Consider the following 25,573-nt stretch of genomic DNA (forward strand, 5'->3'; position numbering starts at 1 on the left):
GGAGTGACTACCCTCGGCCCACCGCGGCGAGGTCGACCTGCCAACCGGCGGCGGTGTAGTCCGTGCCGGTCAGGTCGCTGCTCGCCACCACGGTGGAGGAGTTGCTGGCCAGGACGACGTACGGCGAGGCGGCGTTCATCGCCCGCTGCCACTCCTGCATGGCGTCGGCCCGGGCGGCCAGGTCGAGGGTCGCGGTGACCTTCTTGCCGGCGGCCACGACGGCCGGGTCGGCCCGCTCGACGGTCCAGCCCGAGCGCAGCGCGGTGGCCTGGCCGGGGGACATGTTGTTGATCAGCGAGTCGGCGACCGGGTAGTTCAGGCTCTGCGGGGTGAACCCGAGGGCCATCTTGCCCGTCCGCATCTCGTCGAGGAAGGTGGTCAGCGGCTGCGGGGTCAGCTCCAGCTTGATGCCGGCCTCGGCGGCGTCGCCCTGCACCTTCGTCGCGACCGTGCCCAGGTCGACCCCCTTGTAGGTGATGGCCGGGTAGTTGAACTTGACCGTCGGGTTGGTCAGCCCCGCCTCGGTGAGCAACGCCTTGGCCTTCGCCACGTCACGCTTCGACTGCTCGGCGGCGGGCAGCGCGCCCGGGAACGCGGGGGCCACGAGTCCGGCGCCGGGGGCGGCGCCCTTGCCGTACAGCGCGGCGAGGCCCTCGTAGTCCAGGGAGGCGCGCAGCGCCTGGTTGAACTTCGCGTTCGAGGTCACCGGAGAGACGGCCGGGTCGGCGTTGAGGAAGAGGAAGTAGACGGTGTCCTGCACGCCGGAGGTCTTCAGGCTGCCCGGCAGCCCCTCCAGCAGCTTGCCGGAGATGTCCAGCGCGATCTCGGAGCCGCCGGCCCGCTGCATGGTCAGCTTCTGGGTCTGCACGTCCATGTTGCGCAGCACGACGCGGCTGAACTCGGGCTTGGCGCCCCAGTAGTTGGGGTTGGCCTCCAGCACCACCTGCGCCGACGGGTCGTACGACTTCAGCACGTACGGGCCGCTGCCGACGGAGTTCGTGTCGAGGTACTGCTGCGCGGTGTCGCTCTTGGCGGCGTCGGCGGCGTCCGTCGCGCCGTGCTCCTTGGCGACCTTGGAGTTCACGACGCCCGTGGAGGGCATCGCGAGCACCACGGGGATGTTCGGGTCGGCGGTCGCCGAGGTGACCACCACGGTCCGCTCGTCGGTCTTGGCGAACGTCAGGCCGCTGACCATGACGGCGGGGCTGGCCTTGACGTTCTTCAGCCGGTTGAGGGAGAAGACCACGTCGTCGGCGGTCAGCGCGGTGCCGTCGGAGAACTTCACGCCCTCGCGCAGCTTGAAGGTGAAGGTCTTGGCGTCGGGCGAGGCCTCGTACGACTCGGCCAGCGCCGGGACGGGCTTGCTGACGTCCGAGCCCTCGAAGGTCAGCAGGGTGTCGTAGAGGGAGTGCACGGCGGTGAGGCCGGTCGCCTCGTAGATCCGGCCGGGGTCGAGGGTCTTGAGGACGAACGAGGTGTTGACGGTGAGGGTCTTGGCCGAACCGCCGTTACCGCTTCCTCCGCTGCCGCCCGCGCTGCACGCGGTGCTGGAGGCTATGGCCAGCGCCGCCAGAGCGATCGCTCCGACGCGGAGCCGGCGAGGGGACACCGACATGCTGTTCCTACCTTCGTGATGGGCCGGCCCGCGCGGGACGGGCTCTGGGGGCTGTCGGGCCCGGCGACGCCGGGACGCCGAGGTCGGGCCGCTGGTGCCAACCGTGGCGGCTTCGCGGTCTTCGCCGTGGTGCCGTCATGGGGTTGGATGTACCCGGACGGCACTCCCGTCCGGTTCGTGCCTCGACGCGGCTTGTCTAGTAGCGCCAAACACGTTCACCATATGTTTGACCATGCTAGACAGCGGCGTATAGTCACGTCAAACATTTCTAGCCACCCTGTTTTCGGAACGAGGAAAGACGCATGCTCGGTGACCAGCTCCGTGACCTGCGCCAGCAGCACTCCCTCACGCTGCGCCAGCTCGCGGCCGCGGCCGACGTCTCACCCGCCCTGCTCAGCCAGATCGAGAACGGCGCCACGGACCCCAGCCTGGCCACCCTGCGTAAGCTCGCCAAGGTCTTCGACACCTCCATCGCGGCGCTGTTCTCCGAGCCGGACGCCCCGCTGGTGCACATCAGCCGGCCCGGCTCGCGGTCCCGGCTCGCCGCGCCGCCCGGGCAGATCGCCTACGACCGGCTCACGCCGGGGCGGGGTGACCTGGAGGTGCTCGAAGCCGAGCTGGCGCCCGGCGACGCCAGCTCGACCGAGCCGTGGGCGCACCCCTCGACCGAGTGCGCGATCGCCGTCACCGGTGAGGTCGTCGCCGAGATCGGTGGCGAGAAGTACGTGCTGAAGACCGGCGAGGCGATCACCTTCGACTCCCGGCTGCCCCACCTCTACCGCAACGCCAGCGACCAGCGGGCCCGGCTCATCATCGCGGTCACCCCGCCGACCCCCTGACCCATCCGGCACGTCACCCGGCCCGCGTCGCGCACGTGGGCGGTACGACGCCGCCCGTCGAAAGGACCCGCAGTGGACCGTGACAGCGTCGACTGGTTCGGCTACCTCCCGGCCGTCACCACCCCGTTCACCGCCACCGGCGAGCTGGACCTCGCCGCCTGGCGCGTCCAACTGGACTGGCTCGCCGCCGAGCGGCTGCACGGGGTGATCGTCGGCGGGACCACGGGCGAGTGGTTCAGCCTCACCGAACAGGAGCGCGCCGCGCTGTTCCGGACGGCCGCCGAGCGGGTCGGCGACCGGCTCACGGTGCTCGGCGGCTGCAACGCGTACACGCCGGCGGAGGCGATCCGGCACGCCGAGGCCGCCCGGGACGCCGGCCTGCACGGCATCCTGCTCACCCCGCCGCCGTACGTGGTGCCCACCCGTGCCGAGGTCGTGGCCTTCTACCGGGCCGTCTCCGAGGCGGTGGACCTGCCGCTCTGCGTCTACAACTGGCCCCGCGGCACGGGCGTCGACCTGGACGCCGACCTGCTGCTGGAGCTGAGCGCGCTGGACACCGTGGTGGCGGTCAAGAACTCCACCCCGGACTTCGGCGGCTTCGTCCGGAGCCTGGTGGCCCTGCGGCACCGCGTGCGCTACTTCGGCATCCCCACCAACGAGGTGGGCATCGAGCTGATGACCACGATCGGCGGCGACGGGCTGATGGGGGCCGGCGCGGTGCTCGGCGCCGACCACCCCGACTTCTTCCGCGCCCTGCGCGCCGGGGACCTCGACCGGGCCCGGGTCCTCGGCGCCCGCGACCGGGTGATCATGGAGGACTGGTTCGGGCCGGACTACGGCGCCCGCTTCGGCAACGCCCAGGCGATCATGAAGTACGCGCTCACCCTGCGTGGCGTGCCGGCCGGTCACGTCCGCGCGCCGCTGCTCCCGCTGACCCCGGCCGAACAGGACCGCGTGCGGGCCACCATGACCCAGCTCGACCTGCTTCCATGACCGCGTACGACACCGCGGTCATCGGCGGCGGCCTGCTCGGCTGCGCGACCGCCTGGCACCTCGCCCGGGCCGGCAACCGGGTCCTGCTCGTGGAGAAGGACCAGGTCAACCGGCACGCCTCGGGGCAGAACGCGGGCAGCCTGCACTTCCAGCTGGAGTTCCGGATGGTTGAGCACGGCGACGACGCGGCCCGGGCGGCGGCCCGCGCGCTCCCGTTGCACCTGGACGCCGTGCGGGCCTGGGCGGGCATCGAGGACGAGCTCGGCGAGCGGTGCGGGGTGTCGCGCACCGGCGGGCTGATGCTCGCCGAGACCCCGGCGGAGATCGCCGTGCTGGACCGCAAGGCGGCCCTGGAACGCGAGTACGGCCTCGACGTCACCGTGCTCTCCGGCGCGGAGCTGCGCCGGTTCGCACCGTACCTGGCGGACACCGTGCTCGCCGCCGGTCACGTGCCCGGCGAGGGCAAGGCCAACCCCCGGCTGGTCACCCCGGCGCTGGCCCGGGCCGCCGGCCGCCACGGCGCCGTGCTGCGCACCGGCTGCCGGATCACCGGGCTGCACCGGCGCGGCCGGCTCTGGGAACTGCGCACCGGGACCGGGCCGGGGGACACCGCCGGGGAGACCCACCTGGCCGACACGGTGGTGCTGGCCGGCGGGGTCTGGACCGCCGAGTTGGCCGCGATGGCCGACGTCCGGCTGCCGGTCTTCCCGGTCGGGCTGACGATGAGCGCCACCGCCCGCAGCCGGCCGTTCCTGCCGCACCTGATCCAGCACGTCGGCCGGCGGCTGTCGATGAAGCAGACCGAGGACGGCAACGTGCTCATCGGTGGCGGCTGGCCGGCCAAGCTGGTCAGCCGGGCCGGCCGGGTCGACCTGGAGACCAACCCGGAGCTGCGCTACGAGTCGCTGGTCGGCAACGCCGACGCCGCCCGGGTGGTCCCGGCCGTGTTCGACCTGCCGGTGATCCGGACGTGGACGGGCATGACCACGCTCACCCCGGACCACCTGCCGCTGCTCGGCGCGGTCCCGCGCCGGCCGGGGCTCTACGTCGCCACCGGCGGCTCGGCCTTCACCCTCGGCCTCACCTACGCCCGGCTCCTCGCCGCCATGGTCGTGACCGGCGAGGCCGACCGGTCGATCGAGGACTACTCACCCGCCCGCTTCGGAGCGCTGAACTTTGTCTGAACACCGCCCGCCGGACCCCGCGCACGCGCCCCGGCGCACCGCGATGCGGCGACCCGCGCCGGTCACCATCGAGGTGGACGGGCGGCCGGTGCCCGCCCACCCGGGCGAGTCGCTGGCCACCGCGCTGCTCGCCGCCGGGGAGCGGGCGGTCGGCACCACGCGCGGCGGCGCCCGCCGCGGGCCCTACTGCAACATGGGGATCTGCTTCGAGTGCGTCGTCACGGTCGACGACGTGCCCTGCCAGCGGTCCTGCCTGATCCGGGTGCGGGCCGGCATGCGGGTCCGCACGGCGGTGCCCCGGTGAGCGCGCCCGACGTGGTGGTGGTCGGCGCCGGCCCGGCCGGCCTGGCCGCCGCCGCCACCCTCGGCCGGCACGGCGCCGCCGTCACCGTCGTCGACGAGCAGGAGCAGCCGGGCGGACAGATCTACCGCCGCCCGCCGGCCGGTTTCACCCCGCCGGCCGCACCCTCCTCCGCCGGCCGGGCGCTGCTGGCCGAGGCCACCGCCGCGCCCGGCGTGCGGTGGCTCGCCGACACCACGGTGTGGGGCGTCCTCGGCACCCGGGCCGGCCTCGACGGGTACGCGGGCGAGCAGCCCCCGCCGGGCCGCTACCGGGTCGCCACGCACGGCCCGGCCGGGGTCCGCCTGCTCGAACCCCGGGCGGTGCTGCTCACCGCCGGCGCGTACGACCTGCCGGTGCCGTTCCCCGGCTGGACCCTGCCGGGAGTGCTCACGGCGGGCGGTGTGCAGACGTTCGTCAAGGCGCAGGGCCTGCTGCCGGGCGACCGGTTCGTGCTGGCCGGCGGCCACCCGCTGCTGCTGGTCGTGGCCGCCCAGCTGGTGCGGGCCGGCGCCCGGGTGGTCGAGGTCGCGCTGATCCAACGCCGCCGCGACCTGGTGCCCGGACCGGCCGGGCTGGCCGCCGCGGCGGGTGCGGGCGGCAAGATCGCCGAGGGCGTCGGCGCGCTGCGCGTCCTGCGCCGGGCGGGGGTGCCGGTCCGGTTCGCCACGGTGGTCCGCCGCGCCGAGGGTGACCCGGACCTGAGCACGGTGACCCTCGCCGAGGTCGGCCCCACGGGGCAGCCGGTGCCCGGCACCGACCGGGCCGTGCCCTGCGACGTGCTGGCGCTGGGGTACGGCTTCGTCCCCTCCGTCGAGCTGGCCCGGCAGGCCGGCTGCGCGGTGACCTGGGACTCCCCGGCGGGCGGCTGGGTGGTCCGGCACGACGAGTGGCTGCGTACCTCGGTGCCGGGCATCGCGGTGGCCGGCGAGCTGACCGGCGTCGCGGGCGCCGAGCAGGCGGCGGTCGAGGGCCGGCTGGCGGCCCTCGGCGTGCTGCGCGACCTGGGGCTGCTCGACGAGCGCCGGGCCGCCACGCTGGCCGGCCCGGTGCGCCGGGAACTGCGCCGCCGGCGACGGTTCGTCACCCAGGTGCTCGACCGGTTCGCGCCGGACCGCGCGGCCCTGGGCAGCCTGGTCACCGACGACACCGTGCTCTGCCGCTGCGAGGAGGTGCGGGCCGGCGACGTGCGCCGCGCGCTGGGCGCCAACCCGCACCTGGGCACCGCGAACGCGGTGAAGCTGGTGACCCGCGCCGGGATGGGCCTGTGCCAGGGCCGGTCCTGCCAGCCGGGCCTCTGCCAGCTCATCTCCACGCTGACGGGCCGGGGGCCGGAGGAGGTCGGCGCGTTCACCGCGCAGGCGCCGGTCAAGCCCGTCCCGCTGCGCGCGCTCGCGCTCGGCGACGGCCCGCCCGGCACGGACTGACCGAGCTGCTGGAGGTGGAAGGGGTCCGCCCGGCGGCGGTGATGAGCCCGGTCAGAGCCAGCCGGAGCGGCGGAAGAGGCGGTACAGGGTGAGGGCGGTCAGCGCCATCAGGCCGAGCGCGGCGGGGTAGCCGTAGCGCCAGCCCAGCTCCGGCATGTTGGCGAAGTTCATGCCGTAGACCCCGGCGATGCCGGTCTGGGTCGCGGCGATGGCGGCCCACGCGGCGATCTTGCGCATGTCGTTGTTCTGGTCCACCGCGAGCTGCGCCAGCCGGGACTGCAGGATCGAGTTCAGCAGGTCGTCGTACGCGGCGACCCGGTCCACCGCCCGGGTCAGCCGGGCGTCCACGTCGACGAACCACCGGTACAGCTCACGCGGCGGGTTGTCGGGCCGCTGGTCGAGCAGCGAACGCAGCGGCACCTGTAGGGGCTGCACCGCCCGCTTGAACTCGACCACCTCCCGCTTGAGCTGGTAGATGTGCTGGATGTCGGCCGAGCGGTCGCGGGCGAACACGGCCTCCTCGATGCGTTCCAGGTCCCGCTCGACGTGCCCGGCGACCTCCAGGTAGAGGTCCACCATCCGGGAGCAGACCGCGTACGCCACCGCCCACGGGCCCTGCGCGAGCATTGCCTGGCGCTGCTCCACGTCGGCGCGGACCGAGGTGAGCGCGCCCGCCGCGCCGTGCCGCACCGTGATGGCGAAACGGTCGCCGAGCAGCACCATCACGTCACCGGTGTCGATCACCTCGGAGGTGTCGGTCAGCTCGGCGTGCAACACGTATCCGGCGGTGCGCAGCACCAGCAGGGTCACGTCGCCGTCGCGCCGCACGGTGGGCCGGTGGCCGTCGGCGAGCGCCTGCTCGACGGTCAGGTCGTCGAGCCCGAAGGTGCGCCCGACCGCCGCCAGCACCGCCGGGCCCGGCTCGTGCAGACCCAGCCAGACGAAGGCGTCGCGGCCACGACGGCTGCGGGCGTACGCGTCGGCGTAGTGCGGGCGGCCCGGCTCGCGCCGCCCGTCGACGTAGACGGCACAGTCGACCACGGCGTCGGGATTGGACCGTCGGGGCTCCGGCCCGCGCTGCCCCGGCACGGCTCGGCCGAGCAGCCGGTCGAACACGGCCGACAGACCCACCCGTTCTCTCACCCGCCGAGCCACCCGTCCCCCTTCGCCTCGCCGGCATCCGCGCGGACACCGTACTCGGCGCCGGCGGATCCGGGGCTCACGGCACCCGGGTGGCGAAGACGACGACGTTGTCGACGTAGTTGCCGCTGTCGCGGTCGAACCGGCCGCCGCAGGTGATCAGGCGCAGGCCGGTCGCGTCGCTGGGCCCGTAGACCAGGTCGGTGGGGAAGCGGTCCTTGGGGTACGACCCGACGCCGTCGACGGCGAACGTGGCGACGCTGGCGTCGGCGCGGGTGACCCGTACGGTGTCGCCGGTCCTCAGCCGGCCGAGGTCGAAGAAGACGGCGGGGCCGGCGGCGGAGTCGACGTGCCCGACGATCACGGCGTTGCCGGTCTCGCCGGGGGTGACGCCGTGCCGGTACCAGCCGGCCACGGTGGGCTGGTCCAGCGGCGGCACCTCCAGGTGCCCCTCGGCGTCGGCGCCCACCGGGACGACCCGCGCCCGCACGTCGATGGCCGGGATCCGCACGTCGACCGGCTCGGCCGGGTGCAGCGGCGGCACCGACTGCGCGGAGCGGGCCGGCGCGGGGGCGTCGGCGGCCTCCGGCCGGGGCGGGCGGGGCGGGGTCGTCGCCACCCCGGTGGCCACCAGGCCGAGCCCGGTCGTGCCGAGCAGGACGACGACCGTCGCCGCCCAGCCGGGCCTGCGCCAGGACACGATCCCACCTCCGTACGCGTTCGCCCGGGTGCCCGCTCCGGTGGTTCACCGGTGCGGGCACCCGTTCCAGGGATGGACGGCGCGGGGCCGCCGGTCAGAGCGTGGCCGCCGCCATCTGGCGCCTGCGGCGGGCCAGGATCAGGGCGCCGCCCGCGGCGGAGCCGAGCAGGGCGCCGCCGGCCGCGAGTGCCCCGGTCCCGTCGGCGCCGCCACGGCCGCCGGCCTGGGCGCCGCCGATCGGGGTGACGGTGAACGTGGCGCTGCCGGCCGCGCTGCCGTCGCCGCAGGTCGCGGTCACCGTGTAGGTGCCCAGGGTGAAGCCGGCGGTGAAGAGTTCGGCGCTCAGCCCGCCGCCGGCCGCCGCGGTGGTGGACCGGACGTTCTGGTCGCGGTCGGGCCCGGTGACGCGGAAGATCGCGTCGCCGGACTTCGGGTTGCAGGTCGTCGCGGTGAGCACGACCGTCCCGCCGACCGGCGTGGTCGCCGGTGACACGACGGTGTCGGCCAGCGCCGCGCCGGGGAGCAGGAGCGTGCCGAGACCCACGCCGAGCGCCGCCGATACGAGAACTGTCTTTGCCTTCATACGCGTCTTCCCTCACTTTTCGTCCGCTGACTGCGTGGGACGTCGTTCGGGTGGCCAACTCCGTGACTAGCACCGGTGTGACCAACCCTAGGAGGGTTGGGGCCCCGATCCGGTGAAAATGAGAAATCTTCGTTGCCGTCACGAGTCCACCCCCGAGGCGGAGGGAGCAGCGGAAATGCCGGCACGACCCGCCCGCGAGGGTTGGCCGTGCCGGTGTCGCCGGGGGTCGTGCTGTCGGGGCTGGGCCGTCTCGGCCCGTCTCGGAACGATGCCCCGTGGCGGGCCGTACGCGTCCGGCCCGCCGCCCTGGGCCCGTCGCGGCCCGTCTGCTGGGATCAGCCCTGCGCGGTCGGGTTCTCCGGGCGCGGCCCGGGCAGGGGCTCCCCGGTCTCCAGCAGCGACTTGAGGCCGGCCAGCAGCTCCGGCCAGCCGCCGCTGCCGTCGAGCTGGCCGCTGACCGCCCGGTACATCTCGCTGCCCGGGGAGAAGTCCTCGTGGGTGACGGTCAACCGGACGAACGCGCCGTACGGGGCGATGTCGAAGGTGACCCGGGACCTCCGTTCGCCGAGCCGGGCCTCCAGTTCCTCGTCGGACCAGCCGAAGTGGGCGGCGTGCTCCGGCTGGAAGCCGTGCCAGCTGTAGGAGAGTCGGCGGTACGGATCGGCGACCAGGACACGCTGGCCGAGGTCGCGGAACTCGCCACCCGGCTCGTCCTGCCACAGCACGGGGGAGCCGACCTGCCAGTCGGAGCGCAGCGCGACGCCGCCCCAGTACCGGCGGGTGAACGCGGGCTCGATCAGCGCGGCCCAGAGCTTCTCGGGCGTGGTGTTGACGTAGGTGGTGTAGACGAAGGTGGGACTGTACATCGGCTCCCGCTCCAGTGCTCTCTGCAGGTCGGCGAGTGCGCGCACCCGCTCGCGGTCGTAGCGGTCGATCCACCGTTCGGCGATGGCGTTGATCGGCGCGGGATTGAGGAAGTGCAGCTTCTCCCGGCCGCGTCGCACGGTGGTCACCAGGTTGGCGGCCGCCAGCACCGCGAGGTGCTTGCTGACCGACTGTCGGGTCATGTCGAGCCCGGCGCACAGCTCGCGGAGGCTCTGTCCGTTGCGCAGGTTCAGGTCGTCGAGGAGTCGACGCCGGCTCGCGTCGGCCAGCGCCCGGAACACGTCGTCCACCCTTGCTCACCTCGCACATGCAGCCGCCTGGCTGCCTTTCGGAGCATAGGCAACCGGCCGGCTGCGTGTCCAGCGACTGCGCGAGACGGATGCGTACGGCCTGCCGCCGGTCGCCCGCCGGTGCCCGTGGCCTCGGGGCGGCAGGGTCGGTCGGTGGCCGGGCGGCCCGGGCGGTGTGGCAGCGTGGGCGGCGTGAACACCTGCGCACCGCTGGACGTCGACCTGGCGCTGGTCGGCGGCGGCGGCGCGGCGTCGCTGGTCCTCGCGGCCCTGGACCGGCACGGGGTGCGCGGCCTGCGGATCGCCGTCGTCGACCCGGTCCACCGGCGCGGCCAGGACCGGACCTGGGCGTTCTGGGACCGGCCCGGCAGCGACCTGGACCCGCTGCTGGCCGCCAGTTGGCCCCAGGTCGAGGTGGCGACGCCCGCCGGCCGCCGCGTGCTCGACCTCGCCCCCCTGCGGTACGCCATGCTGCGCTCGGGCCCGGTCTACGACCGGGCCGCCGAGGCCGAGCGGCGGCTCGGGGTGCGGCGGGTCGTCGCGCCCGCCGAGGCCCTGCACGACGACGGCCGGCACGTCCTGGTGCGTACCGGCGGGGCCGGCCCGACCGTCCGTGCCTCCTGGGTGCTGGACTCCCGGCCCCGGCCGCCCCGGCGACCCGGCCGCACCAACTGGCTCCAGCACTTCCGCGGCTGGTGGCTGGAGTCCGCCACGCCGGTCTTCGACCCGGCACGGGCCGTCCTGATGGACTTCCGCACCCCGCAGCCCGCCCGGGGCGTGTCGTTCGGCTACGTCCTGCCGGTGAGCGACCGCTACGCCCTGGTGGAGTACACGGAGTTCGGCCCCGACCTGCTCACCGACGCCGGGTACGACGCGGCGCTGGCCGGCTACCGGGACCTGCTCGGCCTCGACCCGACCCGGCTCACCGTGCGGGAGGTGGAGAACGGGGTGATCCCGATGACCGACGGTCCGTTCGAGGCGCGGCCCTCGCCCCGGGTGGTCCGCCTCGGCACGGCCGGCGGCGCCACCCGGCCGTCCACCGGCTTCACCTTCTCCGCCATGCACCGCCAGGCCGGACAGGTCGCCCGCGCCCTGGCCGCCGGCCGCCCGCCGGTGCCCGGCCCCGCGTACCCCCGTCGCCACCGCTGGATGGACGCGGTCGCGCTCCGGGCGCTGGACGCCGGCGGCGTCGACGGGCCGGACTTCTTCGGCCGGCTCTTCGACCGCAACCCCGCCGAGCGGGTGCTGCGGTTCCTCGACGGCGGCACCAGCCCGGCGGAGGAGGTGGCGCTGATGAGTTCCACCCGGCTGCTGCCGATGGTCGCCGCCACGGCCGGCGACGCCGCGGCCCGGCTCCGCGACCGCCTCGATCCGGCCCGGCGCTCGGCGACGTGGACGGTTCCGCGACCGGTCGTCGGCGGCCGGGCCGACGCCGACGGCTGAGTCGCCTCAGCCGGCGCGGACGGCGTCGCGGACGAGCCGGCGCAGCTCCTCCATCGGGTCGCCGTCGCCCGCGCCGAGCAGCGTCTTCGTCGCGGCCACGGTCAGGCCCAGGTCCGGATAGGCGTACGCGAGGCTGCCGCCGCTGCCCGCGCAGCCGAACGCGCCGTCCGGCTCGACCGCGTATCCCAGGCCGAAGCTCGCCTCCTGGCCGAAGACCCACTCCGTGCCGCGCACCGCCACGGCACCGACCTCGCGCAGCCGTTCCGGCGAGATCAGGCGTACGCCGTCGACCTTGCCGATCAGCGCGGCGAACATCCGGGCCACGGCCCGGGCGGACATCGTCCCGGTGGCGGGGACGTCGGCGCGGAGGAACTCGGGCCGGGTGCCGACGGAGGCGTCGGGCCGGAGACCGGGCGGGGCGACCCGGTCGAAGTTCGGCAGGTTGGCGGCGGCCCAGTCCAGCATCGCCGACAGGTTGCGGTCGGCGACCGGGGCCAGCCGGTCCAGTTCGGCCTCGGGTACCCCGAAGAACAGCTCGCCGGGTACGCCGAGCGGCGCGGCGACGTCCTCGGCGAGCACCCGCGACATCCGCCGGCCGGTGACCCTCCGGACCACCTCGCCGACCAGCCAGCCGAAGGTCCAGGCGTGGTACGCGAGCACGTCGCCCGGCGCCCAGAGCGGCACGCTGTCGGCGACGATCCCGCACATCCGGTCCCAGTCGCCGGCGTCGGCGACCGTGACGTCGGCCGGCAGCGCGGGCACGCCCGCCGTGTGGGTCAGCACGTGTCGCAGGGTGATGCCGCCCTTGCCGTGGCGGGCGAACTCCGGCCACACCTCGGCGACCCGCAGGTCGTAGTCGAGCAGGCCCCGCTCGGCGAGCACGTGCACCACCGTCGCGGTGAGTCCCTTGCCGGTCGACACGCTCCAGATCGGCGTGCCGGAGGTGAGCGGGCGGCCCGTGGCGCGGTCGGCCACGCCCGCCACCTCGTCCACCACCTGCCTCCCGTGCAGATAGGCGGCCACCTGCACGCCGGCCTCCCGGCCGGAGGCCACCAGCTCGTCGATCCTCGTGCGCACCTCGGCCCGCAGGCCGTCCCAGCCCCCTGTCACGGGAGGCATGCTGCCAGTGGCCGGCGGTCGGGTGCACGGCCTTTTCCGCCGACCACGCCACCGCCCCCGACGGCGGGGGAGGCGGCGCGGATTCGGTAGGTTGCCGACATGGTGGATGAGACGGCCGGCAGGGTCGTGCAGATCTGGACCGACGGGGCGTGCAGCGGCAACCCCGGCCCCGGCGGTTGGGGCGTGGTGCTGCGCTACGGCGCGCACGAGCGGGAGCTGTGCGGCGGCGAGGCGACCCCGACCACCAACAACCGGATGGAGCTGATGGCGGCCATCCAGGCGCTCGAGAGCCTGACCCGGCCCGTCACCGTCGAGCTGCACACCGACAGCACGTACGTGCGCAACGGCATCACGAGCTGGCTGGCCTCGTGGAAGCGCAACGGCTGGCGGACGGCCGCGAAGCAGCCGGTCAAGAACGCCGACCTGTGGCAGCGGCTGGAAGCCGCGTGCGCGCAGCACGAGGTCACCTGGCTGTGGGTGAAGGGGCACAACGGCCACCCGGAGAACGAGCGCGCCGACGCGCTGGCCAACCGGGGCATGGTCGAGGCCCGCGCGTCGGTGGTGCCCGCCGGCCGCTGACCGGGCCGGCGGGCGAGCCGGCGATCAGGTCACTCGGTGCGGCTCGGGTCGGTGGTGCCGGAGACGGCGTCCACGTCGTAGCCGGCGCGGCTGACCTCCCGGGCGGACCGCCGGTCCTCGGCCGGCAGGTCGGCGAAGTCGTCGCCGGTGTCGTCGGTGCTGTGCAGGGACTCGCCCGGCGGACGCAGCGACGCCTGCATGGCGGTGGCGCCGTCCGGCTCGTCGGTGGCGGCCCGGTCGGTACGGTTCTGTTCGGTCATGCCGCACTCCTGCCCCGATGGCCTGCCCGCAAACGTGCGTGGCGGTGCTCAGCGCGCCGCGTCCGGGTGGCCCGGCATGCCGGATCCGCCGCTGGAACTGCCCGACGCGCCGCCCGCCACGCCCGACCCGTCGTCCTCGGTGACGATGTCGGGCTTCTCCGTCGTGTCGTCCGGCGCCGGGACGTCGGTGTCCGCCTCGACCTGGACCAGCCGTGCCTGGCCGGCCTCGTCCTCGGCGTGCGCCGGGTCGACCGGCAGCTCACCGTCGCGCGCCCGATACCCCACCGCTGCCTCCCGTGCCGTCCGCCGTTGCCATTCCGGCCCCGGCTACCCGCAGCCCCCCACCCGAAACCCCGGCCCCGCCGGCCCGCCCCGGCCCGGCCCCGCCGCCCCTGCCGCGGCGATCATGCGGTTGTGGTGCTGAACAAAACGGTCGCAGACCGGACATGACTGGCACCACAACTGCATGATCGCGGAGAACGGGGGCGGGACGGGACGGGACGGGCGGGGTGGGGTTAGCGGCGGCGGGGTGGGCGGGTGGGGCGGGCGGGGGAGCGGGGTGGGTGGCGCAGGGGGGTGAGGGACAGCGGTGACCAGTGCCCGGGGCGGGTCCGGCCGGGCGGCAGGGCGGTGTGCCGGTCGCCCCGGGCCGCGTCGAGCTGCGACTGGTGCAGGAACAGGCTGCCGGACAGGTCCGCGCCGCGCAGGTCGGCCCCGCGCAGGTCGGCGCCGGTGAGGTCGGCCAGGTGCAGGTCGACGCCGCGTAGGTCGGCGCCGATCAGCAGCGCCCCGCGCAGGTTGGCCCGGCGCAGGTCGGCGCGGCGCAGGTCGACGCCGAACAGGTGGGCGCCCCGCCGGTCCACGCCGGGCCGGCCGCCCCGGGCCCGGGCCGCGTCCCCGGCGCGCGACAGCAGCGGGTTGACCCGCCCCCGGTACGCGTCCACGTCGAGTGTCAGCAGCGACCCGGCGGGCTCCCGGGTCAGCCGCTCGGTCTCGTCGAGCGCGACGGACAACTCGTCGCGCAGCGGCTGCGGCGGGCGCGTCGCGAGCGCCTCGGTCAGGTACCAGAGCAGCTCGTGCAGCGGCCGCATCACCGCGAACGTGTCGAACATCCGCGCGGCGGTCTCCGGCGCGTCGCGCCAGTCCCGCCCGCCGAAGGTGTGCTGGGCCACCCGCTGCCCGGCGCCGAAGCAGTCGAAGACGGTGCAGCCGGGGAAGCCCCGGTCGCGCAGGTCGGCGTGGATGCCGCAGCGCGAGTCGGCCCGCAGGTTCGGGCAGGGCCGACCGGCGGGCTTGTCGATGGCGAAGTCGGCCGACGCGGCGAAGGCGGGCGCGACGCAGCAGAGCCCGAAGCACCGGGCGCAGTCGGCGCGCAGCCCGTCCGCCGACGACGTCGCCTCGGGGGTTTCCGACACGCTGACCGTTCTCCTGCCGATCGGGGGGATCCCGCCGGCGGCCTCGCGGGCGGAGGCCCCCATTGTCCCGCCGCCGCCCCGCTCACCGGCCGCGGGGTGCGGCTGCCCGCACCCGCCGGGCGGGCCGACGCGGGCCGTCCCGCCCCGGCTCCGCTCACCCCCGCATCGGCGCTACCCGGCGCGCGTGGCCGTTGGTCATCCCCCCACCGAGCGCCAGTCGTGCGACTCCAGCGCGCTGGCCTGCGGGCCCATCATCAGCATGCCGCCGTCGACCGCCCAGGACGCGCCGGTGACGTACGCGGCGGCGGGCGAGGCGAGCAGCGCGACCACGGCGGCCACCTCCCGCGCGTCGCCGGGCCGCCCGACCGGCACCCCGGGCCGCTCCTCGGTGAACGGGTCGACGTCCTCCTGCCCGGTCATCGGGGTGGCGATCTCGCCCGGGGCGACCGCGTTGACGGTGATCCCGTCCGCCGCCAACTCCTGCGCCATGACCTTGGTCAGCAGGCCGAGCCCGCCCTTGGCGGCGCAGTACGCGGCCGAGCCGACCCGGGGCGCGTGCTCGTGCACGCTGGTGATGTTGACGATGCGCCCGCCCAGCCCCGCCGCGCGCATCCGCCGGGCGGCCCGCTGTCCGCACAGGAAGGGCCCGTCGAGGTCGACGGAGAGCACCTCACGCCACTGCTCCCAGCCGGTGTCGACGAACGGGGTGGAGGCCCCGGTGCCGGCGTTGTTGACGAGCACGCCGAGGCCGCCGAGGCGGTCGGCCAGCTCGTCGACGACCGCGTCGGCGCCCGGCAGTCGGGTCAGGTCCAGCTCGGCGACCTCACAGCGCCGGCCGGCGGCGCGCACCTCGGCGGCGGTCCGCTCGGCGCCGTCGGCGTCGCGGTGCCAGGTGACGCCGACGTCGAAGCCGGCCCCGGCGAGGGCGACGGCGCAGGCCCGGCCGATGCCGGAATCGGCGCCCGTGACGATGGCGATCCTCGGGTAGTTCTCGTAACGCGATGGCATGCTGGCGCACTACCCGTTCCATGCGAATGCAACCATGCGTCGATCCCGGTCCATGCAGGGGATTGTCTGCGTCGATGCGCTCTGCCATTCTCCACCGTGGACGCTGCCAGTGACGATCACCAATCCGGAGGGTCGCGCCGAGGTGGCGCCGTCATCTGCCGGAGGGACCTCGTGAAGCGCAGACGTCGCCATCTGCTCGCAGGACTGGCGGTCGGTGCCCTGGTGGCGTCGACCGGGCTCATCGGAATCCACTTCGCCGGCGCCCAGGTGCCGGCCCCCGTCGCCGCGGCCGGCGACGGGGAGATGCCGGGCGCGCTCGGTGCCCACATGGAGCGGTTGCGCCAGGCCGTGCCGGGCAGCGACGGCATGTCGCCGGAGGGACCCGGCAACGCCGCGCAGCAGGAGTTCCTGGAGCGCGCGTACCCGGCCGACACGATCAGCATCGCCCAGGTCGACCGGTCCAAGTCGGCGTACGCCGCCGCGGAGCGGCGCGCCGGCGGCACCCGCGGCTGGACCAACATCGGCCCCAGCGAGGCCCTCTACCCGTTCACCGAGTTCCGCAACGCCTCCAACTACGTGCCGAACGCGTACGTCGCGGGTGGCCGGGTCACCTCCATCGACATCGCCCCGGACTGCAACGCCCTGCTCTGCCGGGCCTACGTCACGCCGGCCGGCGGCGGCGTCTGGGGCACCCTGAACGTCCTGGCGGCCGAGCCGAAGTGGTTCTACCTGGGTGGGCCGCTCGGCATCAACGCCGCCGGCTCGGTCAAGATCGACCGCAACGACAAGACCGGGCTGACCATCTACGTCGGCACCGGCGAGGCGAACACCTGCGCCTCCGGCTGCGTCGCCGGCGTCGGCCTCTACAAGTCCACCAACGGCGGCGTCACCTGGAACGGCCCGCTGGGCAAGGACGCGCTCGCCGGCAAGGGCATCGGTGAGATCACCGTCAAGCCCGGCGACCCGAAGACGCTCTACGTCGCCACCACCACCGCCCTGCGCGGCATGTCCAGCTCCTGCTGCACCGGCGTCACCCGGCCCGTGCCCGACGCGGAGAAGTGGGGCCTCTACAAGTCCACCGACGGCGGGGCGAACTGGAAGTTCATCCACAACGGCTCGGCCGACGCGACGCAGTGCACGGGCAGCGCCGCGGAGTACAACAACACCGCCACCTGCTCGCCGCGCGGCGTGCGCTACGTCAAGCTCGACCCGCGCGACGCGAACACCGTCTACGCCTCCTCGTACGCCCGGGGGGTGTGGCGCTCCGCGGACGCCGGCGCCACCTGGACGCAGATTAAGCCCTCGCTGAACCCGGCGGTCTTCCAGACCCGGGCCGCGATCGACGTGACCGCCCTGCCGAACGGCAAGACCCGCATGTACGTCTACGAGGGCAACGTCGGCAACCCGTACTCGCGGCTGTTCCGCAGTGACGACGTGGCCGGCGGCGCCCCCGCGTTCGCCGACCTGAGCAGCGCCAACCCGGCCGACCCGGGCTACGCCACCTACAACCAGTGCACCGGCCAGTGCTGGTACGACGTGTTCGTGCACACCCCGGCCGGGCACCCGGACATCGTCTACACCGGCGGCTCCTACGTCTACGGCGAGACCGTCGCCCACAAGCGGGCGGTGGTGCTCTCCACCGACGCCGGCGTCAGCGGCACCGACATGACCTACGACGGCACCGACGAGCTGCACCCCAACGGCCTGCACCCCGACCAGCACGCCCTGGTCACCAACCCACGCAACCCGTACCAGTTCTTCGAGGCCAACGACGGTGGCGTGATGCGCTCCAGCGGCCAGTTCGTGGACCGCTCGGCCTGGTGCGACAACCCGGACCGCAACCTGACCACGCAGGCGCAGAAGGACCGCTGCCGGCAGATGCTGTCGAAGATCCCGTCGAAGCTGGACGGCATCAACAAGGGCATGAACACGCTGCAGTTCATCAGCCTCTCGGCCAGCCCGCACGACCACCGCCTGCTACAGGGCGGCACCCAGGACAACGGCACCTGGGAGAACAAGGGCGAGCGCCGGCGCTGGGTCAACACGATGATCGGTGACGGCGGCGCGTCCGGCTTCGACGTCGGCAAGCCGGAGTTCCGCTTCCACACCTTCTACGACGCCTCGCCCGAGGTGAACTTCGCCAATGGCGACGTGGGCAGCTGGATCTCGATCTCGGACCCGATCTTCGGGCAGCCGGGCACCCTGTTCTACGCCCCGGTGATCACCGACCCGAAGGTGAGCGGCACGATGTTCGCCGGCACCTCGCGCACCGTCTACCGGACGAAGACGTTCGGGCTGGGCGACCGGAGCCTGGCCGAGGCCAACCGGATCTGCAACACCTGGACCGGCACCTTCGAGGCGCAGTGCGGCGACTTCGCGCCGCTGGGCACGGTCAACCTGACCGACGCCGCGTGGGGCGACCGGGCCGGCGGCGCCGTCTCGGTCGTCGAGCGGGTCGCCTCCGACTCGTCCACGGCGTACGCGGCCACCAGCACCGGCCGGGTGTTCGTGTCCCGCAACGTCGACGCCGAGCCGGCGTCGGCGGTCACCTGGACGCGGATCGACACCGCCGCCACGCCGAACCGCTTCGTCACCAGCATCCACGTCGACCCGGCCGACCCGGCCCGGGCGTGGGTCTCCTACAGCGGGTTCAACTCGAACACCCCGGCCACCGTGGGGCACGCGTTCGAGGTGCGGCTGGCCGACGCCGGCGCGACCTGGACCGACAGGTCGTACGACTTCGGCGACCAGCCGATCACCGACCTGGTCCGCGACGACGTCACCGGCACCCTCTACGCGGCCACCGACTTCGGCGTCCTGCGGCTGGCCAAGGGCAGCACCACCTGGGTGAAGGCGGCCCGCGGCATGCCGAACGTGGAGGTCGCCGGGCTGACCATCGTGCCGGGCAAGCGGCTGCTCTACGCCGCCTCGCACGGCCTCGGCGCCTGGCAGCTCACGCTCTGAGGAAGGCGACCATCGGCAACGACACGGTGAGGGGCCGCGCGCGCGGCCCCTCACCGCTGCCCGAGGCGGCCGGCCGCGCCTGGCGCACCCTCGGCGCGGCCTTCGTCCTGCTCGTCTTCGTCCCGCCGCTGCTCCTGCTGGTCTCCGGCTCGCTCACCGAGCCGGGCCTGCCGCCGCCGCCCACCCCGCAGCTCGTGCCGGAGCCGGTCTCCACCACCGGTTACCAGCAGGCCGTCGAGCTGGGCGGGCTGCTGCGCGCCTCGCTCAACTCGGTCCTGGTCGCGGTCGTCGCGGTGCCGCTGAGCGTGCTCGTCGCCTCGCTGGCCGGCTTCGCGCTGGCCCGGATCTCCCCGCGCGCCACCGCCGTCGTCGTGGCGGCCTCCCTGGTCGCGCTGATGGTGCCGGCCACGGCGCTGCTCGTGCCCCGCTTCGCGATCTTCCGGACGCTCGGCCTGACCGACACCCTGGTGCCGCTGGTCGCCCCGGCGTTGCTGGGCACCTCGCCGCTCTACGTCCTGGTCTACTACCTGGCGTTCCGGGCGCTGCCGAGCGACCTCTACGACGCCTGCCTGGTGGCGGACCTCTCGCCGCTGCGCACCTGGTGGCGGGTCGCCCTGCCGCTGGTCCGCCCGGTCACCGCCGGCCTCACCGCGCTGACCTTCGTGCTCACCTGGTCGAACTTCCTCGACCCGCTGGTCTACGTCTACGACCGCGACCTGTTCACCCTGCCGCTGGCGCTGCGCTCCCTGTCCGTGCTGGACCCGACGAACTTCCCGGTGTTCCTGGCCGGCGCGGTGCTGGCCACGGCGCCGGCGCTGGCCGTCTTCGTGCTCGCCCAGCGGCGCTTCCTCCACCACGACGACCCGACGGGACGGAACTGACCATGCGACCGAAGGCGCTGCTCGCGCTGCTGCTCACCGCCGTGCTGGCCGCCACCGGGTGCGGCTCGGGCTCCGGGTCGTCCGCCGACGGGCCGGTGCGGCTGCTGGTCTTCGGCGCCCCCGAGGAACTCGCCGCCTACCGCACCCTCGTCGAGGCGTACGAGAAGGCCCGCCCCGGCGCCGACGTGCAGCTCGTCGAGGCCAGCGACCGCAAGGACCTGCTCGCCCGGCTGGCCACCTCGGTGGCCGGCGGCGCCCCGCCGGATCTGTTCCTGATGAACTACCGCTTCTACGGCCAGTTCGCCGCCAAGGACGTCATCGAGCCGCTGGACGACCGGCTGGCCGCCTCCGAGGCCGTCGACCCGGCCGACTACTACCCGGTGGCGTGGGACGCCTTCCGGTGGAAGGACCGGCAGCTCTGCCTGCCGCAGAACGTCTCCAGCCTGGCCGTCTACTACAACCGCACCCTGTTCGCGAAGTACGGCGTGCCCGAGCCGAGGGCCGGCTGGACCTGGAACGACCTGGTCACCACCGCGACGGCGATGACCCGCGACTCCCGCGGCGTGGTGGTCAAGGCCACCGAGAGCGAGGGCGCGGCGCTGCGCCCGGCCGTGCACGGCCTCGGCGTGGAGCCGTCGATCATCCGGCTCGCCCCGTTCGTCTGGTCGGCCGGCGGCGAGATCGTCGACGACCCGGCGAAGCCGACCCGGCTGACCCTGGACGCCCCGGCCGCCCGGGAGGCGCTGAAGAACCTCGTCGATCTGCGGCTGGCGTACGGGGTGGTGCCCACCGACGAGGAGGTGGAGGCCGAGGACGACGAGTCGCGGTTCGCCAACGGCCGGCTCGCCATGCTGATGAGCTCCCGCCGCTCCACCACCACGTTCCGCTCGATCACCGGCTTCGAGTGGGACGTCGCCCCGCTGCCCGTGTACAAGGAGCAGGTCGGCGTGCTGCACTCCGACGCGTACTGCATGACCCGGGGCGCGAAGCACAAGGACGCCGCGTGGCGGTTCCTGGAGTTCGCCATCGCCGAGGAGGGCCAGCGGATCATCGCGGCCACCGGCCGTACCGTCCCGTCGCACGTCGAGGTGTCGCGGTCGCCGGCGTTCCTCGGCCCGGCCCAGCCGCCGCGCAGCGCGAAGGTCTTCCTCGACGCCATCCCCACCGTCCGGGCGCTGCCGACCGTCTCCACCTGGCCGGAGATCGAGGACGTCACCTACGGCATCCTGGAGAACGCCGTGCACCGGGGCGACCGGCTCGACGACGTCATCCGCGACCTCGACCGGCAGACCCGGCCGATCTTCGCCCGCGGGGAGCACGGGTGAGCGATCCGGGCCTCGCCCTGGCGGGCGTCTCGGCCGCGTACCGGGGTGCGACCGTCCTGCACGAGGTGGACCTGGACGTCGCCCGGGGCGAGCTGCTGGTGGTGCTCGGCCCGTCGGGGGCCGGCAAGTCGACCGTGCTGCGGGTCGTCGCCGGCCTGGAGCCGGTCACCGCCGGCCGCGTCCGCATCGCCGGCCGCGACGTCACCGCCGAGCGTCCGGGCCGGCGCAACGTGTCGATGGTGTTCCAGTCGTACGCGCTCTTCCCGCACCTGAGCGTGGCGGAGAACATCGCCTTCGGCCTGGAGGTGCGCGACACGCCTCGCGCGGTGGCCCGGGAGCGGGCCCGCGCGGCGGCGGAGACCGTCGGCTGCGCCGCCCTGCTGGACCGGCGGCCCGGGCAGCTCTCCGGCGGGGAACGGCAGCGGGTGGCGCTGGCCCGGGCGCTGGTCCGCGAGCCGGACGTGTTCCTGCTCGACGAGCCGCTGTCCAACCTCGACCTGGCGCTGCGGGTGCAGATGCGCGCCGAGCTGCGGGCCCTGCACGACCGGCTGGGCGCGACGATGGTGCACGTCACCCACGACCAGACCGAGGCGCTGGTGCTCGCCGACCGGATCGCCGTGCTGCGCGACGGGCGCATCGAGCAGGTCGGCACCCCCGACGAGATCTGGCGTACCCCGGCCAGCACCTTCGTCGCCCGTTTCGTCGGTTCCCCGGCGATGAACCTGCTCCCCGCGCACGGGCCGCTGCGGCCCACGGGCACGGCACCGCCCGGGGCGACCGTCACGGAGTCCGGCCGGCTGGAGATCGGCTTCCGGCCCGAGGCGGTCACCCTGGCCGCGACCGACGGCGCGGCGGCCACCGTCGACCGGGTCGAGGTGGTCGGCGAGGACGCGTACGCGTACCTGACCCTCGACGGCGGGCACCCCGTCGTCGCCCGGGTGCCCGCCGCCCGCCGGCCCGACCGCGGCGCGGCGGTACGCGTCGGCGTGCGCTGGGCCGACGTGCACGTCTTCCACGCCGGCTCCGGGCGCCGGTACGCCCCGTGACGAGCCCGGACCGCCGCTCGCGCCGGCAGTTGGCGCTGATGCTGACGCCGTACCTGGTCGGGCTGGTCGGGCTGGTGCTGCTGCCCGCCGCGGTCACCCTGGCGCTGGCCTTCACCGAGTACGACCTGCTGCGTCCACCCCGCTGGGTGGGGCTGGACAACTTCGCGGCGCTGCTGGCCGACCCGGTGTTCTGGGTGTCGCTGACCAACTCGCTGGTCTTCGCGCTGGTGGCCGTACCGCTGCGGGTGCTCTTCGCCCTCGGCCTGGCGCTGCTGCTGCACCGCCGGGCGCTCGGCGTCGGCAGCGCCCGCACCGCGGCGGTGCTGCCGACCGCGGTGCCGGAGATCGCCCACGGGTTGCTCTGGCTCTGGCTGCTCAACCCGCTCTACGGCCCGATCAACCAGCTGCTGCGCACGGGCGGGGAGAACGGCCTGACGGCGCTGGGACGCACCCCGCCGCAGTGGCTCACCGACCCGACCGACGCCCGCGCGGCGATCATCGGAATGAGCCTGTTCACCGTGGGGGAGACCTTCGTGGTGCTGCTGGCCGCCCGCCGGGCGCTGCCCCGCGACGTCTACGAGATGGCGGCGATCGAGGACGCCACCGGCTGGGACGTGTTCCGCCGGGTCACGCTGCCGCTGATGGCGCCCGTGCTGGGGCTGCTGGCGGTGCGCGACGCCATCCAGAGCCTGCACTTCTCCTTCGTGCCGGCCTTCGTGGTGACCGACGGCGGCCCGCCCCCGTACGCCACCACCTACCTGTCGCTGTTCGTCTACCGCACCGGCTTCGAGTACCTGCGCTACGGCTACGCCGCCGCCGCGACCCTCGTGATGATCCTGCTGACCGTGGCGGCGGTGCTGGTGCAGTGGCGGCTGATCCGCCGTTACCGGGCGTTCTACCCGGTGTGACCCCGCGATGTGCGGCGGCTGCCCGTCCCGCCGCGGGCCGTCGATCAGCAGGGCCGCGTCCACCCGTCGGCTAGACCACCAGGTCCCGACGCCGGTAGCCCGTCACGCCGACCGCCATGGCCGCACCAGCGAGCACGATCATGACAGCCGTGGCGGGCCAGTCCGGCGTCGCCTGGGGCACGGCCGCGAGATGGGTGTACGGGGAGAGCCAGCTCATCCAGCCCGCCGCCCCGGTGCTGTCGGCGATGACCTTGAGGAGGAACCCGCCGGCGGCCGGCACCATGCCCAGTACCGCCACCCCGTGTGGCGCCCGGCCCAGGACGAGGACCGCGGCTCCGAGGTTGAGCAGCGCCACCGGCAGGACGTTCCAGGTGCCGGCGACCGCGGCGCGCAGCGGCAGATCCGCGCCGACCAGGATCGCGCCGAGCCACGTCGCCACTCCGGCGACGGTGACGAGCACCGCAGCGCCGACCGCGGTGGTGCCCACCTCGGCGATGAGTAGCCGGGCGCGCGGGACCGTCCCGGCGTGGAGGAGGGTCAGGCGCCCGTCGGTCTCCGCGGCGGCGAACGCGGCGATCCGGACGGCGGTGAAGGCTCCGACCGGTACGGCGAGCAGTGCGAACAGGGTGGCGGCGTACCCACGGACGGTGCCGAGGCCGGCGAAGCCCGCCTGCGCGGCAAGGTCGGCGAAGCGGGGGTTGTCGGCGAGGAAGTCGGTCAGGGAGACCGTGAGCACGCCGACCAGCAGGAAGTACGCGCCGACGCCGGACGACCAGCCGGCGAGTGGCCGCAGCATCCGCCGGACGGCGAAGGACTCCACCGAGCCGAGCAGCCGCAGACGGGGCGGCCGGCCGGCGGCGGGGGAGAGCAGTCCGTCGCGGACGTCCCGTCGGCCGGCCAGGGTGAGCGCGCCGGCGGAGAGGACGACCGTGGCGAGCGCAAGCACGACCAGGGGCGACACCCGGTCGTCCTGATAGGGGCGGGTCAGGGCCAGCGGCCCGTACGGCGGCAGCCAGCGCAGCCAGCCGAGCGAGGCGACGCCGTCACCGACCATTCGGGCGAGCAGCCCGACGCCGAGAAACGCCAGCGTGGCCCCGGTGGCGGCGGCCCGCGTGGGGAAGACCTGCCCGGCGAAGGCCGCCGCCGCTACGGCCACCGTGGCGACCAGCGCCAGACCGGCGGCGTGCAGGGCCGCTCCGCGGGCCGGGGTGCCGACCGCGACGAGCGTCACGGCGAGCGTGGCCCCGGTGAGGGCCGCCGCGGCCGCCAGCACCGCGAGGTGCCGGCCGAGTACCGCAGCCGGACCCAGCCGGCCGGCGAGCAGGAGGTCCCATCGGCCCGCCGCCTCCTCGCCGCGGGTGACGCGGGTGGTCGCGAGCAGACCCCACACCGACAGCACGACGGCGAGTATGGTGCCGGTCCGCCAGACGGTGAAGCCGCCTGCGGTGTCGAGGGCGACCGGCTCGCCGAACAGGGTCCGGATCGCGGGATTGCGGGCCAGGGCGGCGAGCGCGTCCGCGTCGAGACCGTCCCCGACGGTCGTGGCGTAGGTAGCGGCGACCAGCGTCGACATGCCGACCGTCACGGCGAGCACGACCAGTGCGCCGCGGCGTACCTGGCGTACGGCCAGGCCGGTGACTGCCGGCCCGGCGGCGGTGTCCGCGGTGCGGCCCGCCCCGGTCAGGGCGGCGGCGGTCATCGGGTGGTCTCGCCGTAGTAGTCGAGGAAGATCTCCTCCAGGCTCGGCTCCCGGACGGTGAGGGCGGTGACGTCGGCGGCGGCGAGGGCGCGTAGCGCTGGCGCGGGCGGCCCGGTCAGGGAGAAGCGGAGCGTCCCGCCGTCCTGCGCGACGATGTCGACTCCCGCCGCACCGGACAGGTCGGGTGCGGGGCCGGTGAAGCGGGCGGTCACCTCGGTGCGGTGCAGGCGGCGCAGGTCGCCGACGGTGGCGACGTCGACGAGGCGGCCGGCGCGCAGGATCGCCACCCGGTCGCAGACCGCTTCCACCTCCGCCAGTTGGTGGGAGCAGAGGAATGTGGTCTGGCCGCGGTCCCGGGCGACCGAGACGGCGCGGCGGAACTCCCGCTCCATCAACGGGTCCAGCCCGCTGGTCGGCTCGTCGAGGACCAGCAGTGGCGCGCGGGTGGCGAACGCGGCGACGAGCGCGATCTTCTGCCGGTTGCCGGTCGAGTAGGTGCGGGCCGGTTTGGACAGGTCGAGGGCGAACCTCTCCACGAGGTCGTCGCGGTAGGCGCGGTCGATGCCGGGTCCGGTGGCGGCGAGCAGTTCGAGGGTCTCCGCGCCGGTGAGCTGCGGCCACAGCGCCACGTCGGCCGGCACGTACGCCAGCAGGCGATGAGCGGCCACGTCACCGGCGTCGGCGTCGAAGACCCACGCCCGGCCGGCGGTGGGCCGGGCCAGGCCCAGCAGCAGCCGGATGGTGGTGGACTTCCCGGCGCCGTTCGGGCCGAGGAACCCGAACACCTCGCCTGCCGGTACGGTCAGCTCCAGCCCGTCGAGGGCGAGCACCTTCCCGTAGCGCTTGGTCAGGTCTTGCGTGCGAACGGCGGGTGTGGCCACGGAATGCCTCCGGTCGACGACGTGTCACGACTGCCGACCAGGCTTCCCG

General features: G+C 74.6%; 24 protein-coding genes. 12 read left to right on the forward strand and 12 right to left on the reverse strand.

Features of this window, described 5'->3' with window-relative positions:
* Positions 1 to 7 precede the first annotated feature (7 nt).
* Positions 8 to 1,615 (reverse strand): ABC transporter substrate-binding protein, encoded by a 1,608-nt coding sequence (locus tag AB0G08_RS17615; protein ID WP_358088687.1) that lies wholly within the window; start codon positions 1,613 to 1,615, stop codon positions 8 to 10.
* 302 nt (positions 1,616 to 1,917) lie between these two features.
* On the opposite strand from AB0G08_RS17615, the gene AB0G08_RS17620 reads away from it, so the two are divergent.
* The 5 genes from AB0G08_RS17620 to AB0G08_RS17640 all read left to right on the forward strand — a co-directional run bounded on the left by AB0G08_RS17620 (position 1,918) and on the right by AB0G08_RS17640 (position 6,398).
* Positions 1,918 to 2,454 (forward strand): helix-turn-helix domain-containing protein, encoded by a 537-nt coding sequence (locus AB0G08_RS17620; protein WP_089000224.1) that lies wholly within the window; start codon positions 1,918 to 1,920, stop codon positions 2,452 to 2,454.
* A 72-nt stretch (positions 2,455 to 2,526) separates the two neighbouring features.
* Positions 2,527 to 3,447 (forward strand): dihydrodipicolinate synthase family protein, encoded by a 921-nt coding sequence (locus AB0G08_RS17625; RefSeq protein WP_358088690.1) that lies wholly within the window; start codon positions 2,527 to 2,529, stop codon positions 3,445 to 3,447.
* Entirely contained in the window at positions 3,444 to 4,631 is a 1,188-nt protein-coding gene (locus tag AB0G08_RS17630) for an FAD-dependent oxidoreductase (RefSeq protein WP_358088693.1), read from the forward strand. The genes AB0G08_RS17625 and AB0G08_RS17630 overlap by 4 nt, the downstream gene beginning before the upstream one ends.
* Complete coding sequence (locus AB0G08_RS17635; RefSeq protein ID WP_358088696.1) at positions 4,624 to 4,935, forward strand: (2Fe-2S)-binding protein; 312 nt, start codon at positions 4,624 to 4,626, stop codon at positions 4,933 to 4,935. Before AB0G08_RS17630 ends, AB0G08_RS17635 begins: the two co-directional genes overlap by 8 nt.
* Positions 4,932 to 6,398 (forward strand): FAD-dependent oxidoreductase, encoded by a 1,467-nt coding sequence (locus AB0G08_RS17640; protein WP_358088699.1) that lies wholly within the window; start codon positions 4,932 to 4,934, stop codon positions 6,396 to 6,398. The genes AB0G08_RS17635 and AB0G08_RS17640 overlap by 4 nt, the downstream gene beginning before the upstream one ends.
* 51 nt (positions 6,399 to 6,449) lie before the next feature.
* Here the strand turns inward: AB0G08_RS17640 and AB0G08_RS17645 are convergent, their stop codons facing one another.
* The 4 genes from AB0G08_RS17645 to AB0G08_RS17660 all read right to left on the reverse strand — a co-directional run bounded on the left by AB0G08_RS17645 (position 6,450) and on the right by AB0G08_RS17660 (position 9,996).
* Complete coding sequence (locus tag AB0G08_RS17645; RefSeq protein WP_358088702.1) at positions 6,450 to 7,529, reverse strand: magnesium and cobalt transport protein CorA; 1,080 nt, start codon at positions 7,527 to 7,529, stop codon at positions 6,450 to 6,452.
* A gap of 88 nt (positions 7,530 to 7,617) precedes the next feature.
* Positions 7,618 to 8,238, reverse strand: a complete 621-nt coding sequence (locus AB0G08_RS17650) for a class F sortase (RefSeq protein ID WP_358088705.1) — start codon at positions 8,236 to 8,238, stop codon at positions 7,618 to 7,620.
* Positions 8,239 to 8,332: 94 nt separating this feature from the next.
* Positions 8,333 to 8,821 carry a hypothetical protein gene (locus AB0G08_RS17655; RefSeq protein ID WP_358088708.1) on the reverse strand — a complete coding sequence of 163 codons (489 nt, stop codon included), beginning with the start codon at positions 8,819 to 8,821 and terminating at the stop codon, positions 8,333 to 8,335.
* Positions 8,822 to 9,156: 335 nt separating this feature from the next.
* Positions 9,157 to 9,996, reverse strand: coding sequence for a metalloregulator ArsR/SmtB family transcription factor (locus AB0G08_RS17660; protein WP_358088711.1), 840 nt, complete (start codon positions 9,994 to 9,996; stop codon positions 9,157 to 9,159).
* A 192-nt stretch (positions 9,997 to 10,188) separates the two neighbouring features.
* Between AB0G08_RS17660 and AB0G08_RS17665 the strand changes: the two genes are divergently transcribed.
* Positions 10,189 to 11,439 carry a lycopene cyclase family protein gene (locus tag AB0G08_RS17665; RefSeq protein WP_358088713.1) on the forward strand — a complete coding sequence of 417 codons (1,251 nt, stop codon included), beginning with the start codon at positions 10,189 to 10,191 and terminating at the stop codon, positions 11,437 to 11,439.
* A 6-nt stretch (positions 11,440 to 11,445) separates the two neighbouring features.
* On the opposite strand, the gene AB0G08_RS17670 is transcribed toward AB0G08_RS17665, so the two are convergent.
* Complete coding sequence (locus AB0G08_RS17670; RefSeq protein WP_358088716.1) at positions 11,446 to 12,558, reverse strand: serine hydrolase domain-containing protein; 1,113 nt, start codon at positions 12,556 to 12,558, stop codon at positions 11,446 to 11,448.
* A gap of 99 nt (positions 12,559 to 12,657) precedes the next feature.
* On the opposite strand from AB0G08_RS17670, the gene rnhA reads away from it, so the two are divergent.
* A complete protein-coding gene (gene rnhA, locus AB0G08_RS17675) occupies positions 12,658 to 13,137 on the forward strand; it encodes a ribonuclease HI (RefSeq protein WP_358088719.1) in 480 nt (159 codons plus the stop codon).
* 29 nt (positions 13,138 to 13,166) lie between these two features.
* Here the strand turns inward: rnhA and AB0G08_RS17680 are convergent, their stop codons facing one another.
* The 4 genes from AB0G08_RS17680 to AB0G08_RS17695 form a co-directional block, all read right to left on the reverse strand.
* On the reverse strand, positions 13,167 to 13,397 hold the full coding sequence (locus AB0G08_RS17680; protein WP_210838116.1) for a hypothetical protein: 231 nt from the start codon (positions 13,395 to 13,397) through the stop codon (positions 13,167 to 13,169).
* 48 nt (positions 13,398 to 13,445) lie between these two features.
* A complete protein-coding gene (locus AB0G08_RS17685; RefSeq protein ID WP_358088721.1) occupies positions 13,446 to 13,682 on the reverse strand; it encodes a preprotein translocase YidC in 237 nt (78 codons plus the stop codon).
* Between the two features lie 230 nt (positions 13,683 to 13,912).
* Positions 13,913 to 14,812, reverse strand: coding sequence for a pentapeptide repeat-containing protein (locus tag AB0G08_RS17690; RefSeq protein WP_358088724.1), 900 nt, complete (start codon positions 14,810 to 14,812; stop codon positions 13,913 to 13,915).
* Between the two features lie 195 nt (positions 14,813 to 15,007).
* Positions 15,008 to 15,820 carry an SDR family oxidoreductase gene (locus AB0G08_RS17695; RefSeq protein ID WP_358088727.1) on the reverse strand — a complete coding sequence of 271 codons (813 nt, stop codon included), beginning with the start codon at positions 15,818 to 15,820 and terminating at the stop codon, positions 15,008 to 15,010.
* Between the two features lie 171 nt (positions 15,821 to 15,991).
* Here AB0G08_RS17695 and AB0G08_RS17700 point away from each other — a divergent pair, with 171 nt between their 5' ends.
* The 5 genes from AB0G08_RS17700 to AB0G08_RS17720 are packed head-to-tail and all read left to right on the forward strand — an operon-like array spanning position 15,992 to position 22,944.
* Entirely contained in the window at positions 15,992 to 18,784 is a 2,793-nt protein-coding gene (locus AB0G08_RS17700; RefSeq protein ID WP_358088730.1) for a sialidase family protein, read from the forward strand.
* A gap of 26 nt (positions 18,785 to 18,810) precedes the next feature.
* Positions 18,811 to 19,665: a carbohydrate ABC transporter permease gene (locus AB0G08_RS17705; protein WP_358088733.1), complete on the forward strand. Its 855-nt coding sequence runs from the start codon at positions 18,811 to 18,813 to the stop codon at positions 19,663 to 19,665.
* Between the two features lie 2 nt (positions 19,666 to 19,667).
* Entirely contained in the window at positions 19,668 to 20,990 is a 1,323-nt protein-coding gene (locus AB0G08_RS17710) for a sugar ABC transporter substrate-binding protein (RefSeq protein ID WP_358088736.1), read from the forward strand.
* Positions 20,987 to 22,036 carry an ABC transporter ATP-binding protein gene (locus AB0G08_RS17715; RefSeq protein WP_358088739.1) on the forward strand — a complete coding sequence of 350 codons (1,050 nt, stop codon included), beginning with the start codon at positions 20,987 to 20,989 and terminating at the stop codon, positions 22,034 to 22,036. Before AB0G08_RS17710 ends, AB0G08_RS17715 begins: the two co-directional genes overlap by 4 nt.
* Before the next feature lie 38 nt (positions 22,037 to 22,074).
* Positions 22,075 to 22,944: a sugar ABC transporter permease gene (locus AB0G08_RS17720; RefSeq protein WP_358088853.1), complete on the forward strand. Its 870-nt coding sequence runs from the start codon at positions 22,075 to 22,077 to the stop codon at positions 22,942 to 22,944.
* A 70-nt stretch (positions 22,945 to 23,014) separates the two neighbouring features.
* On the opposite strand, the gene AB0G08_RS17725 is transcribed toward AB0G08_RS17720, so the two are convergent.
* Positions 23,015 to 24,643, reverse strand: coding sequence for a hypothetical protein (locus AB0G08_RS17725; protein ID WP_358088742.1), 1,629 nt, complete (start codon positions 24,641 to 24,643; stop codon positions 23,015 to 23,017).
* Complete coding sequence (locus AB0G08_RS17730) at positions 24,640 to 25,524, reverse strand: ABC transporter ATP-binding protein (RefSeq protein WP_358088745.1); 885 nt, start codon at positions 25,522 to 25,524, stop codon at positions 24,640 to 24,642. The genes AB0G08_RS17725 and AB0G08_RS17730 overlap by 4 nt, the downstream gene beginning before the upstream one ends.
* Between the last annotated feature and the right edge of the window lie 49 nt (positions 25,525 to 25,573).

This window comes from Micromonospora sp. NPDC023644, from assembly GCF_040640115.1.
Taxonomy (GTDB): domain Bacteria; phylum Actinomycetota; class Actinomycetes; order Mycobacteriales; family Micromonosporaceae; genus Micromonospora.